The sequence below is a fragment of the Duganella fentianensis genome (assembly GCF_009857835.1).
GTDB classification, from domain to species: Bacteria; Pseudomonadota; Gammaproteobacteria; order Burkholderiales; family Burkholderiaceae_D; genus Rugamonas; species Rugamonas fentianensis.
This window is the reverse complement of record NZ_WWCL01000002.1, coordinates 1,039,286-1,055,737: the sequence shown is the minus strand read 5'-3', so window position 1 is coordinate 1,055,737 and position 16,452 is coordinate 1,039,286. Positions and strand designations below refer to the sequence as shown.

Below are 16,452 nucleotides of genomic sequence, written 5' to 3'. Positions count from 1 at the left end.
TGCATGAAATTATCGCGTAAGAGTGTCTTTACGGCAATTCTGCTGCCTACTATGGTGTTGGGCCCGCTGGCGGCGCTGGCCGAGCCTCAGCAGCCCCAGTCAGCCCAGCAGATCCGCATCAGCGCGGCCGAGCGTGGCCGTAGCGGCATCGGCACTGCGGTGGCCGTGGCGGCGGACAGTGCAACCGCCGCCCATGCTGGCGCCAACGATCTGGCACTGGCCGGCACGGTGGTAGCGCCACCGGCTTTGCTGGCCGTGGCCAGTACTGCTTACGCCGGCGTGGTGCAGCAGCTGCATGCCAGCAGTCTGCAGACGGTACGTCAAGGCGCGCCGCTGCTGACCATGCATAGCCAGGCCTGGCTGGAAGTGCAGCGCGATTATCTGCAGGCCGCCACGCAGGCCGCGCTGGCCGATGCGCGGGCCCAGCGCGACACGGCACTGCATGCGGATGGCATCATCGCCGCCGCACGGCTGGAAGAGAGCCGCAGCGCGGCCATGCTGGCCCGTCTGGCTGCCGACGAACGGGCGCAGGCGCTGCGGGCCGGCGGCTGGGATAGCCGTGCCATCGAAGCGCTGCTGCGCAGCCGTGCGCTGACCCCGGAGCTGGTGCTGCGCGCGCCGCGCGCCGGTACGGTGCTGGAACTGGTGGCCGAACCGGGTGCCCGGCTGGAAGCAGGCATGCCAGTAGCGCGCATCAGCCGCAGCGGTGCGCTCTGGATAGAGCTGCAGGCCAGCCGTGCCCAGGCCGAGCGTCTGCGGGTGGGGGAAGTGCTGCAGGTGCAGGGTTGCGGCAGTGCGCGCGTGATTGCCGTGGGCAGTGCCGTGAATACGGCCAACCAGAGCGTGCCCGTACGGGCCGAACAGATGGGCAGTGGCGATTGCCTGAAACTCAATGCCTATGTCGAAGCGCGCATGGCGCCTGGCAGCAAGACTGCTGGCGCACCGGCACAAGGCGTGCTTGTGCCGGCGGCAGCGTTGGTGCGGCGCGGTGCCGACACCTTTGTCTTCGTGCAGAACGCCGGCGGCTTCATGGCCACGCCGGTGCAGGCCGTGCAGGCCGGTGCCGATCTGGTGCGCGTCAGCGGCAAGGTGGCGGCCGGCGACGCGGTCGCCGTCAAGGGACTGGTCGTGCTCAAGGGAAGCTGGGCAGGACTGGGCAATGAGGCCGCCGCTCCGGCTGCGGCTACAGCCGGTAGCGCGGCTGGCAGTGCGGCTGCCAGCGCCGGAGCCAAATGATGCTGGCCCGTCTGATTGCCATGTCGCTGGCCCAGCGGCTGCTGGTGCTGGTGCTGACCGTGCTGCTGATGGCGGCCGGTGTGCGTGCCTTCCGCGGTCTGCCTATCGATGCCTTCCCCGATGTATCGAGCACGCAGGTAAAAATCATCATGAAGGCGCCCGGCATGACGCCGGGCGAAGTGGAGAACCGCATCGTCGCACCTATCGAGCAGGAGCTGCTGGGCATACCGAGGCAGGTGATGTTGCGCTCCCAGTCGAAATACGCGATAGCCGATATCACGCTGGATTTCGAGGAAGGCACGGATGTGTTCTGGGCCCGCCAGCAGGTCAGTGAACGGCTGTCCGGCGTGATGAAGGATCTGCCACCGGCCGTCAGCGGCGGGCTGGCGCCTATCACCACGCCACTGGGCGAAATTTTTATGTTCACCATCGAGGGGCCGCTCAGCCAGATGGAGAAGCGCAGCCTGCTGGACTGGGTGATCCGGCCGCAGTTGCGCAACATCGCCGGTGTGGCCGACGTGAATGCGCTGGGTGGGCTGGTGCGCAGTTTTGAAGTGGTGCCCGATCTGGCGGCCCTGGCCGCGCGGCGGATTTCGCTGACCCAGCTCCAGCAGGCACTGGAAATGAATAACCGCAGCGATGGCGCAGGGCGGCTCAGTGATGGAGAGGAGTCGCTGCTGATCCGCAGCGATGGCAGCGTACGGACTTTCGATGATGTGCGTGCCATCGTGGTGCGCAGCACGGAAGGCCAGGTCGTCACACTGGGGCAGGTGGCCAGCGTGCATGAAGGCCAGCTGACGCGCTATGGCGCAGTCACGCAGAATGGCGCCGGCGAAGCGGTGGAAGGGCTGGTGCTGGCCATGCGTGGCGCCAATGCCCAGCAGGTGCTGGAACAGGTGCGCAGCCGGCTGGCCGAGCTGGCACCCACGCTGCCCAAGGGCACCACCATCAGCCCTTTCTATGACCGCGGCAATCTGGTGGCGCGCGCCGTCAATACGGTGGTCAAGGCGCTGGCCGAAGCCACCGTGCTGGTGGTGGTCCTGCTGTATGTTTTTCTTGGCAATGTACGCTCGGCGCTGGTGGTGGCCTGCATCCTGCCGCTGGCCGCGCTGGGGACTTTTGTGCTGATGCAGAGTTACGGCCTGAGCGCCAATCTGATGTCGCTGGGCGGACTGGCCATTGCCATCGGCATGCTGGTCGATGCGGCGGTGGTGGTGGTGGAAAATATCGAAGCCCATGGTGACGGCAGCGCGCGCGGCATGGCGCGGCTGCACGTGATCTACCGGGCGGTGCGCGAAGTGGCGCTGCCGGTAACGGCCGGCATGGTGGTGATCATGATCGTGTTCCTGCCCCTGCTATCGCTGCAGGGACTGGAAGGCAAGCTGTTTGCGCCGGTGGCGCTGACGATTATCTTTGCACTGGGCGCGTCGCTATTGTGTTCGCTGACAGTGATTCCGGTACTGGCGTCGCTGCTGATGGGTAGCCACCAGCATGCCACGCCAAGGCTGGTGGCCTATCTGGAACAGGTGTATGCACGCTGGCTGCAACGCGCCATGGCGGCGGAGAAGCAGGTGCTGGCGGCGGCAGGAGCTGCGCTGCTGGTGGCCGTCGGGCTGTTCATGGTGGTGGGTAAATCGTTTATGCCCACGCTGGACGAGGGCGACATCATCATGCAGATCGAGAAGCTGCCTTCCGTCAGTCTGGCCGAATCGGCCCGGCTGGATGGCGAAATCCAGCGCGCCATACTGGCCGAAGTGCCCGATGTGCTGCGCATCGTGGCGCGGGCCGGCTCCGATGAACTGGGCCTCGATCCCATGGGCTTGAACGAGACGGACACCTTCATGGTGCTGAAACCGCGCGAGCAGTGGCAGAGCCGTAACAAGGAAGAGCTGATGGATGCGCTGCGCAAGGCCACGGCCAGCTTCCCCGGCATCAATCTGAGCTTTACCCAGCCTATCGAAATGCGTACTTCGGAAATGCTGTCCGGCGTGCGTGGCGATGTGGCCATCAAAGTGTATGGGCCGGACACCGAGCAGCTCGATGCGCTGGCCAGCCAGATCGTGCACCAGGTACAGGCCATCAGCGGCAGCGAGGATGTGCTGACGGTGAAAAACGAAGGCGTGCAGTATCTGCAGGTGGAAGTGGACCGGCTGGCTGCCGGCCGGCTGGGTCTGAACGTGGAGCAGGTACAGGCCGATCTGCGCACGCTGATCGAAGGACGGATTGCCGGTGTGGTGGTGGAGGGCGGACGCCGCCTGCCACTGCTGCTGCGCGGCGCGGAAGGCTTGCGGCTGGCGCCGGAGCGCTTCGCCCAGTTGCGGCTGCCGCTGGCCGATGGCAGCGCGATTCCATTGTCGCAGCTGGCCCGCTTGCAGCAGGTCGATGGTCCCGTCAAGGTAGAACGCGAGAACGGCAGCCGCATGGTGGTGGTGCGCGCCAATGTGCACGGTCGCGATCTGGTGGGCTTTGTGGAAGAAGCTAAAGCCCGTATCGCCAGCAGCGTCAAGCTGCCATCCGGTTATCGCATGGCCTGGGGCGGCCAGTTCGAAAACCAGCAGCGCGCGGCGGCACGGCTGGCCGTGGTGGTGCCGGTAGCACTGGCCCTGATCTTCCTGCTGCTGTTCAGCACCTTGCACAGCGTACGGCAGGCGGCGCTGGTGTTCGTCAATATTCCGTTTGCGCTGATAGGCGGCGTAGTGGCGCTGGCCGCCTGCGGCGAGTTCCTGTCGGTGCCCGCTTCGGTAGGCTTTATCGCCCTGATGGGTATCGCCGTGCTCAATGGGCTGGTGATGATCACCTGCTTTAACCAGCTGGCAGCGCGCGGCATGGCGCTGGCACAGGTAGTGCAGCAGGGCGCCCAGCGCCGCCTGCGTCCCGTGCTGATGACGGCGTCGATTACGGCGCTGGGGCTGGTGCCGCTGCTGCTGGCAACGGGCCCCGGCTCGGAAATCCAGAAGCCGCTGGCGATTGTGGTGATAGGCGGTCTGCTCAGCGCGACGCTGCTGACGCTGATCCTGTTACCGATACTATACCGGCGCTTCGGCGTGGCGCCGGCCACCCAGACTGCAGGAGCTGGCCATGAAGCCTGAACCACGATTTGACACACTGCTGACACTGACCCTGCCAGCGGCACTGGAAGACGATGTGCTCGATTTTCTGCTCGACCATCCGCAATGGGCGGGCGGCTACACCGTGACGGACGCCCATGGCATGGGACGCGGCATGCGCCTGAGCAGCACCATGGAGCAGGTGCAGGGACGGCGCCGCAGCAAGCAGGTTGCGATTGCGGGACAAGAGGAATCATTGCGCCAGCTGCTGGCGGCGCTGGCCGCGCAGATACCCAGTAGTGAAGTGAGCTACTGGCTGCAGCCACTGACGGAATTCGGGAGACTGGCATGAAAGGAATGATGGCAACACTGCCTGCGCGATGCAGGCTGAAACCGGCGGCGCGCTTGTGGCAAGGGTTGGGGCTGGGACTGGGGCTGGGCTTGCAGCTGGTACTAGCCGGCGCAGTGCAGGCCAGCGCACTGGGCCTGCTGCCGCCCGACGCGATGGTGCGCCAGACGCTGGCCGAATTGCCGCAGCTGCGCGCCAGCGCGCTGGAAAGCGATCTGGCAAGGGCCGATCAGAAGAAGCTGGCCGCCGGCCAGTATGAATGGACGCTGCGGGCTGGCCATAGCCAGCGCAATATCGTTGGTGGCGAGCGCTATCAGGAACAGGAACTGGGGCTGGAACGCACCGTGCGCTGGTTCGGCAAGGCGGGCAAGGATGCCGCCATAGGTGCCCAGACGGTGGCGCTGGCGGCCACCCAGCGGGCCGATACCTGGCATGAAGCGGGACGGACTTTGCTGGCGGACTGGTTCGAGGCCTTGCGCGAACAGGTGGCGGTGGCGCGCTGGCAGGAGCAGCTGCAGGTGGCGCAGCAGCTGGTCGCCATGGTGGAAAAGCGCGTCAAGGCTGGCGATGCGGCCCGCCTCGATCTGCTGCAGGCGCAGGCCGAACAGGGCAGAGTCAGCGCGCAGCTGCAGCAAGCACGCCTGCGGCTGGAACAGGTGCTGGGCCAGCTGCAGCTCAATTACCGCGGCCTGCCGGAGCCGCAGGCGAGCGAGCTGCCCGTGCCGGAATTCGGTGCCGCATCGATAGACACCCTGCAGGCCCGCATCCTCGACGACAACCATGAAGTGGAACTGGCCGAAGCCGGCGCCGCACTGGCGCAGCTGCGCGCCCAGCGGCAGGACAGCGAGCGCATGCCCGACCCCACGCTGGCGCTGCGCGCCGTGCGCGAACGCGATGGCCAGGAGCGCTTGCTGGGCCTGTCGATTTCGATTCCGCTGGGCGGCGCCGCCCGTTCGGCCGAACGTGATGCTGCCGTGGCGCGCGCCGGCATGGCGCGGGAACGGCTGGCACTGGTGCAGCGCAAGGTTGCTGCCGATGCGCGCCGCGCCGCCACCGAAGGCGTGCGCAGCGTGGCAGTGTGGCAGACGCTGGACCAGGTGGCACAGCAGGCGCAGGAACAGGCAGCGCTGATGCTGCGTGCCTATCAGGCGGGTGAACTGCCGCTGGCCGAAGCGCTGACAGGGCGCCGGCTGGCACTGGAAGCACTGCTGGCGGCCCAGAGCGCGCAAGTCGATGCCTTGCAGGCCGAGGCCAGAGTGCGGCTTGATGCGCACGAAATCTGGTCCATCGACGAGCCGAAACACCGCTAGCGCGGCCTGCGCCAGCCTAGTGCAGGCCGAGCGTGCTGCGCAGCGCCTGCGCCAGCAGCATGAATTCCTTTTCCATGGCGTCTATGCGGGGTTCCAGCTGGCTGCCGGCCAGGCCCTGTTCGATCTGGTTGGCCATGTCTGCCAGCGGCTGGGCATAGAAGATGGCGGCATTGCCCTTGATCGAGTGGGCCATACGGGTAATGGTTGCATGGTCGCCGGCAGCGACGGCAGTGCGCAGTGCAGCGAAATCCTGCGGGAAGATCTCCAGCGCCTGTTCGCCGACGATTTCCAGCACTTCCTGTTCGGTTTCGCGCAGCGCTTTTGCGTAGTCGAAGCTGGCCGCTTCGTTGGGGCGCGGATGGTAAAGCTCCAGTACGGCGCGCAACTGGTCGCGCTTGAACGGTTTGGTCAGATAACCATCCATGCCGGCCGCCAGACAGCGTTCCTTGTCGCCCTGCATGGCATTGGCCGTCATGGCGATGATAGGGGTGCGCGGGCCCTGTTCCGCAGCGCGGAACATACGGGTTGCTTCCAGCCCGTCGATGACGGGCATCTGCATATCCATCAGCACCAGATCGAAGCGCTGGCTGGCCAGCTTGTCGAGGGCTTCGCGGCCATCCTGCGCCAGCGTGATGCGGTTGCCCCAGCGTTCCAGCAGGGTGATGGCAAGGCGCTGGTTGGATGGATGGTCTTCAACCAGCAGGATGTCGAGCGGTGCCAGCGGGCGCGGTTCCGTCGGTGCGGCGCTCTGGCTGGCCGGTTCCAGCGGCTGCAGCGGTGCAGCCCCCATGGCCAGCAGCAGGGCATTGGCCAGATCGCCCTGCAGCACCGGTTTGGTGATGATGTTGCTGACGCTGACTTCCTTCCAGCGCTCGCTACCAAGGCTGGCCGTGGGCGCCATCACCACGATCGGCACACGCAGCCCGGATGGCAGGGCGTTGATGGCGGCCGCTGTCTCGGCGCTATGCTGATCGTGCAGCAGCGCGTCCAGCAGCACGCAGGCATAACGGCTATCCGGCTGGCGCAGTAGCTGCAGCGCCGCCGCGCCACTGGCCACGGCCGTGACGCGCACCTGCCACTGCACCAGCGTGTCGGCCAGAATCTGGCGGCAGCTGTCGTTGCCCACCACCAGCAGCACGTGCTGGTCCGTCAGCGCACCGAGGCGGCTGGACAGGCGTGGCGGCGTATCGTTGCCGGGGCAGCGGAACTGCGCGGTGAAATGGAAGGTGCTGCCGACGCCTTCCACGCTGTTGACCCAGATGCGCCCGCCCATCAGCGACACCAGATAGCTGGAGATGGTCAGGCCCAGACCCGTGCCGCCATAGTGGCGCGTGGTCGAGGTGTCGGCCTGTTCGAACGCTTCGAAGATGGCCTGCTGCTTGGCCGCCGGGATGCCGATGCCGCTATCGCGCACGGAGAAGTGCAGCGTGCCGTGGTCGTCGCCACGCTCGGCCAGCTCGACCCGTACGATCACTTCGCCCTGACGGGTGAACTTGATGGCATTGCCCACCAGGTTCATCAGAATCTGGCGCAGACGGCCGCCGTCGCCCACCACGAACGCCGGCACGTCGGGCGCGATATAGCAGCCGAACTCCAGCCGCTTGCTGTTCTCCTGCTCGGCCAGCACCTTGAGGGTATTGCCCACCATGTCCTGCAGGTCGAAGCGGGTCTCATCGATTTTCAGCTTGCCCGCTTCGATCTTGGAGAAATCGAGGATGTCGTTAATGATGGTCAGCAGCGCTTCGGTAGACGATTTGCTGATGGTCAGATATTCGCGCTGTTCGGGCGTGAGGTTGGTATCGAGCGCCAGTTCCGTCATGCCCAGGATGCTGTTCATGGGCGTGCGGATCTCGTGGCTCATATTGGCCAGGAAGTCGCTCTTGGCGCGGGTGGCGGCTTCGGCCGCTTCCTTGGCCAGCAAGGCTTCGCGTTCGAGGTTTTTGCGCTCGGTGATGTCGGCGATGGTGCCCACCAGTCCTGCCACTTCGCCATCGGGGCGGGTCAGCAGGGCCTTCTGGTAGATGCCCTCGCGCTGGCGCCCGTCGGCAGTGGGGATCAGGGCTTCGAAGCTTTGCAGCGGCTCGCCGGCGAACAGGCGGCTATCGTAGCCGTCGTGCATGGCGGCGCCTTCCGGCGTCAGCAGGTCGTACACCGTCTTGCCCAGAATGTCGGTACGCTTGACGTTGAAGAACTGCTCGAACGCGGGGTTGACCTGCTGGTAGCGCCGCTGTGCGTCTTTCACGTAGACGGGTAGCGGGATGGCTTCGAACAGTTCTTCCACGAAGTGCAGCTGTTCCTGCAGGCGCTGCATCAGTGCATGGTGGGCCGTGATGTCGGTACGGATGGCGACATACTGATAGGGTTCGCCGTTCTCGTCGAGGAAGGGCACGATGGTGGCGTGTACCCAGTACAGGCTACCGTCCTTGGCGCGGTTGCAGACCTGGTTGTCCCACACCCGGCCCGAACGTATGGTCGCCCACATATTGGCGAAGAATTCTTTCGGGTGGTAGGTCGAGTTGATCAGGCGGTGATTGGAGCCTATCAGTTCGTCGCGGGTGTAGCCGGACACGCTGCAGAAGCGTTCGTTGGCATAGGTGATGCAGCCATTCGGGTCGGTGATGCTGATGATGGCATGCTGGTCCATCGCGAACTTCTGGTTTTCCAGCGCGCGCTGGGCCTGACGCAAAGCCTGCTCGCCGGCGCGGCGCTGCTGTACCAGTTCGTTAATCAGTTCTACCACGTCGTACAGGTCACCGCTGCGGCCATCGGCACCGGCCGGATCATCCTGCAGCGCCTGGGCAGTTTCGCGCAGCAGGGCTATCGCGCTTTCCCGTCTGGCCAGTTCCTGGCGCTGGCGGGTATTGGCTTCGGTCAGTTCGCGCGAGCTCAGTTCCAGGCTGCGGGTGCGCAGGTCGAGGTCGCGGTCATACTGTTCGTAGGTGCGCACCACGCGCTCGAACAGTTCACCCATCCCTTGCAGGCCACGGCGCACACTTTCGGGCAGCTCGGAATTGCCACCCAGCGCATGCGCAGCGTCCAGAAACGCTTGCAGCTGCTGGCTGTCCTCGATGCCCGTGGTGCGCTTCAACTGGCGCAGGAATGTCTTATGCTGCAATGCTAGGCTCCCCTGATGGCCGTTGCCGGCCCGTGCTTATACGCTTTCGCTGATGGTGGTAATGGTCATGGTCTGGTTATGCACTTCGCAGGCCACGCCGGGCGCGAACGGCGTTATCTCGCCATACGAATAGAAGCCGGTAGCACAGGCCTGCTGGCCCAGCTTGGCCGTAACAGCCTCGATTTCTTCCTCCACCCGGTCGCCCATCACCAGCTTGCGGCCTACGCAGGACACCAGCAATGCCAGATGGGGCGTGGCCGGCTGCTGCATGCCCACGGTTTTCTCGGCTGCCACTTCGGCGCCGTCGATCAGGGCATCGGTGGAAGCCTGCATCAGGCGCAGGAAGCCGCCCTGATGGATGGCGCCCGCCAGCAGCAGCGAACCATTGGCTTCGTCTATGCCGAGGATGGTGCGGATCAGGCCCACTTCGGACAGATCGTCGCCCAGCATCTCGAACGGGAACAGCAGGCCCGAAGCCGGCAGGTCGCGCGCATAGTCGCCCAGATAGCGCTTGTACACTTCCAGCGCCGGTTCGTTATCGAGTTCGTACAGCAGATTGCCTTCGCAGCGCGTGACGCAGCGTGCCGGACCGAAGGCGCGCCAGCCACCGAAGAAGCCATGGCCTATCTGTAGCTGGGCGCCGGTCAGTCCCACGGCCACCACGGCGCGCGGGGAAATGCCGTCCGTGCCTATGGTCCAGGTCTGCTGGAATGCGCCATTGTCGCCTGCCAGACCGCCCATGATGGGCAGACTGGAGCCCAGCGCTGCCGTCATGCCGGCCACCAGCGCGCTGCCGTTGACGGCTACGCCCGGTGCAAACACCAGCACGCCGCGCAGCTCGGGATGAGCCAGCGCCTTGCCTACTTTCTGGCCGGCCGCATATGATGCTTCCATGCTGGTCAGTTCGGTGGCAGCGGCCAGCACATGCGCATGCTCGAAGTGCACGGCGGTGACGACGGCACTATCTTCCTGCACGCAGGCGCCGTTGATTTCGCCGGCCGTGGAGCAGCCTATCAGCTGCGCCGCAGGAAACGCGGCCTGCAGCTGGCCAGCCAGCCGGGTGGCGCCGTCCTTATCCGTAAAGAATTGCGGCGCGGCGAATACCAGCACCAGCTGCGGCGCGATGGCGCTCAGCGGTGCGAGCGCGGCGGCGACATCGTCGCCCGGTTTGAAGCTGGCTTGCTGGATCTGCATGACGGGACTCGCTGGGCTAGGGGTGGCTGGGCTAGGGATGGCTGGGTTCAGTGAGGTCGTTGCTGTCGCAGTGGTCTATGCCTATCTGCTCGCGTACGCGCAGCACTTCGTCCCACACCTTGAGGAAGGCATCGACGCAGTCGGGATCGAAATGGTTGCCGCTGTTCTCGATCAGGAATTCACGCGCACGATCGAGTTCCCAAGCCCGCTTGTAAGGGCGGGCCGAGGTCAGCGCATCGAACACGTCGGAGACGGCGACGATGCGGCTGAACAGGGGAATTTCCTTGCCGCGCAGGCCACGCGGATAGCCGCTGCCGTCGAATTTTTCGTGGTGGCACAGGGCGATTTCGGCAGCCGCATCAAGGATAGGCGAAGGGCTGTTGCTGAGGATGGCGTAGCCGATTTCTGCATGCTGCTTCATGATGAAGAACTCGTCCGGATTGAGCCGTCCCGGCTTGAGCAGGATGTGATCGGGGATGCCCACTTTGCCGATGTCGTGCATGGGTGCCGCTTCCAGCAGCAGGGTTTGGTCTGCGGCACTCAGGCCCATCTGCGCGCCTACCAGCTTGGCGATGTGGGCCATGCGCAGGATGTGGTTGCCCGTTTCGGGATCGCGGTATTCGGCCGCGCGGCTCAGGCGCACGATGGTATCGCGCTCGCGTTCGATGATGGCACGGGTGGCCTGCGCCACTTCTTCGGCCAGCAGGGCGGCCCGGTCGCTCAGCAGGCGCTGGCTGCGTCGCATGGTGGCCATGTTGCGGATACGGGCGATGAATTCGCTCTTGTCGACCGGCTTGTTGAGGAAATCGGTCGCACCCGATTCCAGCGCCGCCACGCGCACCTGTTTCTGGTCGTTGGCGGTAATCATGATGACGGGTACATCGCGCATATGCGGCATGCGGGCGATGCGCTTGACCACCTCGATGCCATCCGGTGCCGGCATCATGTAGTCGACGATGACGATGTCGGCACCATGTTGTTCGCACCAGTTCAAGGCGTCGGCCGAGACGCTGAAGCAAAGCGGGTCCAGTCCGTCGATGCGTGCAACGAAATTCTTGAACAGGGAGAGGTTAATCTCCGAATCATCGACAATGACAACGGAAAGCTTCATAGGTCCAGACAAAAGTAAAAAGACGGCCAAACTACCTTGTTGCACCACGAATATAGATGGTGGCCTCTAAATAAGCAATGGCTGCAGGAAATATAGGCGGGCGGCGCACGCCAGTGTTGCGTGCCGGTACAGTAAAGCGCCGCGCCGCCCCGCGCCGGAAGTCTGCCAATCTTGATCTAGGGCGTCTGGTGGCGCACCGCCTGATGGGGCTGGCCACTATGGTCTATGGCCAGATAGCTGTAGCCGCTAGCTTCCAGATAGCCTCGTCCCTGTTGCTGTTTCGACTGGGGACCTTACGGCCCGCCACTGACTGCGATAGTCAGCGGTGCCGTAGTGGGCATAGGTGGGCGGGATTAAAGTTAGTATCCGGCAGTGAGGCGTGTAGGCTCAATAATTTGTACAACGGCGCTTACATGCTGAGTCCGCACCGTTATCAATGCCAAATGCCCGAGGCTTTCGCTATATCGCAAAGGCAAAGCGGGCCGGGCAACTCAGGCTTCGCCCTTCAGCAGCAGCCCGGTCTTGCTCTGCAAATCCTTGCTGATGTCGAGTGCTTGCTGCGACGGGAACTGGCGCAGGATTTTCTTGGTTTCCGTATCCACCACCTTGATCACGGAAGCGCCGCTACTATCGTCGATACTGAATTGCACCTCGCTGTTGTCCTTGAGGTAGCGGTTGATCGCATCGACCGAGTTCTTCAGCTGATTTTTATCCAGCGTGACCGGGGCGGCGCTGGCGGGCGGCGTGTTTTCGGCAGGAGCGGCCTGAGCAGAGGCGTGGGATGGCTCGGCTGCCTTGACATCGCTCGTCCTGGTCTGACCGTTCGGGCTAGTAATGGAAGTGAGGTTCATCGCGTGCTCTTTCTATAAAGTGTGGCCATGCGGCTGGCGGCACCGTATCTGGGGTGCAGCTGTTTTTCTACCGCTTCTGTTATGGATAACGGCAACTGGAAAAAAAATTGAAGGGTAGAAGAGGCTGCAGCACAGGTTTTTTTCATACTTTTTTAATGTGGCGCGCGGGAAATATTTATTGAAAATCAAGCTGTTAGCGTGGCCGCATGGTCCGGCGCACAGCCTGCAGCAGGCTGCTGCGCACACCATGCCAGAGCCGGTATAAGCGGTTGGCCGGACTGGCGCGCAACAGCAGCACATGGCTGCGCAGACTGACGGCATTACTGGACTGGTAATTGTGGCCCGGCTGGCCGTAGCCGAATTCCAGCCGCCGGCAGTGGCCGCCGTCCGCAGCGCACAGATAGGCCAGTGCCAGCTGCAAGATGCTGGTGCCGGCCGAGAGCGCCTGCCAGGCCGGTGCCGGCAGGATGTTGAACAGGTGGTAGACGCCGCCACTTTGCAGGCCCAGTAGCACGCCGCAGCACTGCGTGCCGGCATCGACGCGGAAGCACAGCAGCAGGCCGAATCGCGCCAGCGCCTGCATTTCCTCTGCATCCCACAGTTGCAGCCGCCGTGCGGGCGGGCAGCATTGTTGCAAGCCTTGTTCCAGTGCCGCCACGTCGGCCGGACTACGGATCACCTGTAGCGTCAGCGCGCCGCCTGCCGCATCGGCCAGCTGGCGCTGCTGGCGTTTCAGGTTGTAGCGCCGTTTGCTGCCCAGCCGCTCCAGATATTCGGTGTAGCTGGAGGGCAGTGCCATGCTGTGGCAGCCGCGCCAGCCGTGCAGCGCAAGCATCAGCTGCGAGCGGGTCTGAAGTAGATGCTGGCTGATGGCATGGTCTTGCGGCAGGGCGCGGTACACCAGCGCCTGCACACGAGGGAACTCGGCCAGCAGAAAAGCATGCAGCGCCTCGAGCAGGTCCCCGTCCGGTGGCAGCAGGGGGCTGCTGCCCAGCAGCACCAGCTGCTGGCGCTGGCGGCGGGCGGCGCCAGTGGCCAGCCCCGTGTGCAGCAGCGGTATCAGGCCCAGCGGCTGGTGGCCGGCCGTGTATGCGCCATACAGGTGGAAGCGCTGGTGCGGCGTGGCGCAGGCGCTGAGGAAGTCGGCGAAGGCGGGGGTCTGATAGATGGCTTCGCAACTATTGCTGGTAGCCGCCAGCTGCTGCCACTGCGCGCGCATTTGAGCGTCGCCAGTCTGCTGGTCGAGATTGCGGAAGTAGAAGAGGGAAGAGGGCATGGTGGCCAGACATTCGCATATCTGGCCTTGCCGCCGTTTGCGCTAGATCGAAGCGCGTGGCGCTGCGTTCCAGCAGGCCGGTGCGGGCACCGGCCATGAAGCTTATTTGTTCAGCAGCGAGTGCTTGCGGGCATAGCCGAAGTACACCACCAGACCGAGTAGCAGCCATACACCGAAAGCCACCCAGGTGAAGGCGCTCAGGTAGACCATCAGCATGACGCAGAAGGCCACGGCCAGTGCCGGCACCACAGGCACGCCCGGGCAGCGGAAAGCGCGCTTCAGGTCAGGGCGTTTTTTGCGCATGATGATCACGGCCACGGAAACCAGACTGAAGGCAGCCAGGGTACCGATGTTGATCAGTTCGGTCAGCACATTCAGCGGCACGACGGCAGCGATCAGGCCGAAGATGATGCCGACCAGCCAGGTGGCGAAGAACGGGGTTTTCAGGCGCGGGTGTACATGCGACAGGCGTTGCGGCAGCAGGCCGTCGCGCGACATGGCGAAGATGATGCGGGTCTGGCCGTAAGCCATCACCAGAATCACCGTGGTCATGCCCAGAATGGCGCCCAGATCGACGAAGCCGGCAAACCAGTTTTCGCCGGCGTGCTTGAGTGCCAGCGAAACCGGGTGGTCGATGCCGAGGAACTGCTGGTAAGGCACGATGCCGGTCATGATGGCCGACACGATCACATACAGCACGGTACAGGCCGCCAGCGAACCGATGATGCCGATAGGCAGATCGCGCTCGGGACGTTTGACTTCCTCGGCGGCCGAGGTCACGGCGTCGAAGCCGATGAAGGCGAAGAACACCAGCGCCGAAGCGGTCAGCATGCCGTGGTAGCCGAACGGCATGAAGGGCTGCCAGTTGGCCGGCTCGACGTGGCGGGCGCCTACCAGTATGAACAGCAGTACCACGCCGACCTTGATGGCCACCATGATGTTGTTGAGGCGGGCCGATTCGCGCACACCCCAGCCCAGCATGGCCGTCAGCACCAGCATGATGCACAGGGCCGGCAGGTTGATATAGGTGGTCACGCCGGGCAGGGCGCCCGGTGCGGCCGTCAGTTCGACCGGCAGGTGCAGGCCGAAACCGGCAATCAGCGACTGGAAGTAGCCGGACCAGCCTACCGATACGGCCGACGTGGCCAGACCGTATTCCAGCAGCAGGTCCCAGCCTATCATCCACGCGGCCAGTTCGCCCAGCGTGGCATAGGTGTAGGTGTAGATGGAGCCAGCCACCGGCACGGTGGAGGCGAATTCTGCATAACAGAGCGCCGCAAAGCCGCAGGCGATGGCGGCGACGATGAAGGACAGCGTCAGTGCCGGGCCAGCGGTGACAGCGCCGGTACCGGTCAGTACAAAGATGCCGGTGCCGACAATGGCGCCGATACCCATCAGGATCAGATCGAATGGACCGAGAACTTTTGCCAGACCGCTAGGTTTGCGGCTATGGGCAATCATCTCGTCGAGATTCTTGGTGCGAAATAGGCTCATGTGACTCCAGTCTTTTTGTAATGGTTCCTTGCCCGTCGCAGCCTTGTGGGCATGGGCAACGGCAGATCATACAGCAGAAAAGCGGGCGCGGAGGGAAGTGGCTGTCTATACAACGATGATATATCGACCAGTGATGTTGCCCAGCGTCGCAAGTACGCCACAGTCCAGTTCCTTTTGGTAGGATATGTGCTTTAACCGGAACGCAGTCATGCGCTTTTGGCGGGCAAAACAGCGGTAACGGCGACGCCGGCCCCGCGTGGGCGCCCTTCAGCAAGCCGCGCACGGACTGTCGTTCGCTAGCAACGCTGCCCACCATGAAAATTGTTATTGCGCCCGATTCGTTCAAAGAAAGCCTGTCTGCGCTGGAGGTGGCTAGCGAAATTGAAGCGGGCTTCCGCCAGATCTATCCGCATGCCGACTACTGCAAGCTGCCCATGGCGGACGGCGGCGAAGGCACGGTGCAGGCCCTGATCGATGCCAGCGGCGGCCAGCGCATCGTGTGCCAGGTGGCCGGCCCGCTGGGGCAGCCGGTCACGGCTTTCTACGGCCTGATGGGCGACGGCCAGACGGCCGTGATCGAAATGGCCGCCGCCAGCGGACTGGAGTTGCTGACGCCGGAACAGCGCGACGCGCTGCACGCCAGTACCTACGGCACGGGCCAGCTGATCCGTGCTGCGCTCGATGCGGGCGCGCGCCGCTTCATCCTCGGCGTGGGCGGCAGCGCCACCAATGATGGCGGAGCCGGCATGCTGCAGGCGCTGGGTGCCCGTCTGCGCGATGGCGACGGACAGGAACTGGCTGCCGGCGGCGCCGCGCTAGCGCAGCTGGCAACCATCGACCTGGCGCAGTTCGATGCGCGGCTGGCCGAATGCAGTTTCCAGATCGCCTGCGACGTCGATAATCCGCTGGTGGGCCCGGCTGGCGCTTCCGCCGTGTTCGGCCCGCAGAAAGGCGCCAGTCCGGCGCAGGTGCAGCAGCTGGACGCAGCGCTGCAGCGGTATGCCGATGTGCTGGCAAGCCAGTTCGGCCAGCAGGTGGCGCAGCTGCCCGGTGCCGGCGCAGGGGGCGGCATCGCTGCTGCCATGCTGGTGTTCCTGCGTGGCCGCATGCGGCCCGGGGTAGAGATCGTGGCGCAGGCGGCGGGGCTGGCCGAGGCGATCGCCAGTGCCGATCTGGTGCTGACGGGCGAAGGCCGCATCGACGGCCAGAGCGTGCATGGCAAAACGCCGGTAGGCGTGGCGCGTCTGGCCCGCCAGTATGGCAAGCCGGTGATCGCTATCGGCGGCTGTCTGGGTAGCGGTGTCGAGCAGGTGTACCTGCATGGCATAGCGGCCAGCGTGGCGGCGGTGAGCCGTCCGTGCACGGTGGCGCAGGCGCTGGCCGATGCGAGGCAGAATCTGCAACTGGCAGCCCGCAATGTGGCGGCCTTGCTGAAGCTGGGGCAGGCGCTGTAGTACGCGCGGGGAGGA

At 64.5% G+C, this 16,452-nt stretch carries 11 protein-coding genes; 5 read left to right on the top strand and 6 right to left on the bottom strand.

The annotated features are described in order from the left end of the window. The first annotated feature begins 3 nt into the window (after positions 1 to 3). The 4 genes from GTP23_RS12505 to GTP23_RS12490 are packed head-to-tail and all read left to right on the top strand — an operon-like array spanning position 4 to position 5,942. Entirely contained in the window at positions 4 to 1,236 is a 1,233-nt protein-coding gene (locus tag GTP23_RS12505; protein WP_161035415.1) for an efflux RND transporter periplasmic adaptor subunit, read from the top strand. After that, complete coding sequence (locus GTP23_RS12500; RefSeq protein ID WP_161035613.1) at positions 1,236 to 4,325, top strand: efflux RND transporter permease subunit; 3,090 nt, start codon at positions 1,236 to 1,238, stop codon at positions 4,323 to 4,325. Before GTP23_RS12505 ends, GTP23_RS12500 begins: the two co-directional genes overlap by 1 nt. Then, positions 4,315 to 4,635, top strand: a complete 321-nt coding sequence (locus GTP23_RS12495) for a DUF3240 family protein (protein WP_161035414.1) — start codon at positions 4,315 to 4,317, stop codon at positions 4,633 to 4,635. Before GTP23_RS12500 ends, GTP23_RS12495 begins: the two co-directional genes overlap by 11 nt. Further along, entirely contained in the window at positions 4,632 to 5,942 is a 1,311-nt protein-coding gene (locus tag GTP23_RS12490) for a TolC family protein (protein ID WP_161035413.1), read from the top strand. Before GTP23_RS12495 ends, GTP23_RS12490 begins: the two co-directional genes overlap by 4 nt. 16 nt (positions 5,943 to 5,958) lie before the next feature. Here the strand turns inward: GTP23_RS12490 and GTP23_RS12485 are convergent, their stop codons facing one another. The 6 genes from GTP23_RS12485 to bcaP form a co-directional block, all read right to left on the bottom strand. Next, entirely contained in the window at positions 5,959 to 9,057 is a 3,099-nt protein-coding gene (locus GTP23_RS12485) for a response regulator (protein WP_161035412.1), read from the bottom strand. A gap of 36 nt (positions 9,058 to 9,093) precedes the next feature. Then, a complete protein-coding gene (locus tag GTP23_RS12480) occupies positions 9,094 to 10,251 on the bottom strand; it encodes an FIST signal transduction protein (RefSeq protein WP_161035411.1) in 1,158 nt (385 codons plus the stop codon). Between the two features lie 31 nt (positions 10,252 to 10,282). Then, positions 10,283 to 11,362, bottom strand: a complete 1,080-nt coding sequence (locus tag GTP23_RS12475; RefSeq protein WP_161035410.1) for an HD-GYP domain-containing protein — start codon at positions 11,360 to 11,362, stop codon at positions 10,283 to 10,285. A 491-nt stretch (positions 11,363 to 11,853) separates the two neighbouring features. Further along, positions 11,854 to 12,213: a flagellar protein FlaG gene (locus GTP23_RS12470; RefSeq protein WP_161035409.1), complete on the bottom strand. Its 360-nt coding sequence runs from the start codon at positions 12,211 to 12,213 to the stop codon at positions 11,854 to 11,856. A gap of 193 nt (positions 12,214 to 12,406) precedes the next feature. Further along, positions 12,407 to 13,489: a GNAT family N-acetyltransferase gene (locus GTP23_RS12465; RefSeq protein WP_161035408.1), complete on the bottom strand. Its 1,083-nt coding sequence runs from the start codon at positions 13,487 to 13,489 to the stop codon at positions 12,407 to 12,409. A 102-nt stretch (positions 13,490 to 13,591) separates the two neighbouring features. Continuing rightward, entirely contained in the window at positions 13,592 to 14,983 is a 1,392-nt protein-coding gene (gene bcaP / locus GTP23_RS12460; RefSeq protein WP_161035407.1) for a branched-chain amino acid transporter BcaP, read from the bottom strand. A gap of 314 nt (positions 14,984 to 15,297) precedes the next feature. On the opposite strand from bcaP, the gene GTP23_RS12455 reads away from it, so the two are divergent. Continuing rightward, the gene (locus tag GTP23_RS12455) at positions 15,298 to 16,437 is read left to right on the top strand and encodes a glycerate kinase (protein ID WP_161035406.1); all 1,140 of its coding nucleotides are present in this window, start codon (positions 15,298 to 15,300) and stop codon (positions 16,435 to 16,437) included. The last annotated feature ends 15 nt before the right edge of the window (positions 16,438 to 16,452 follow it).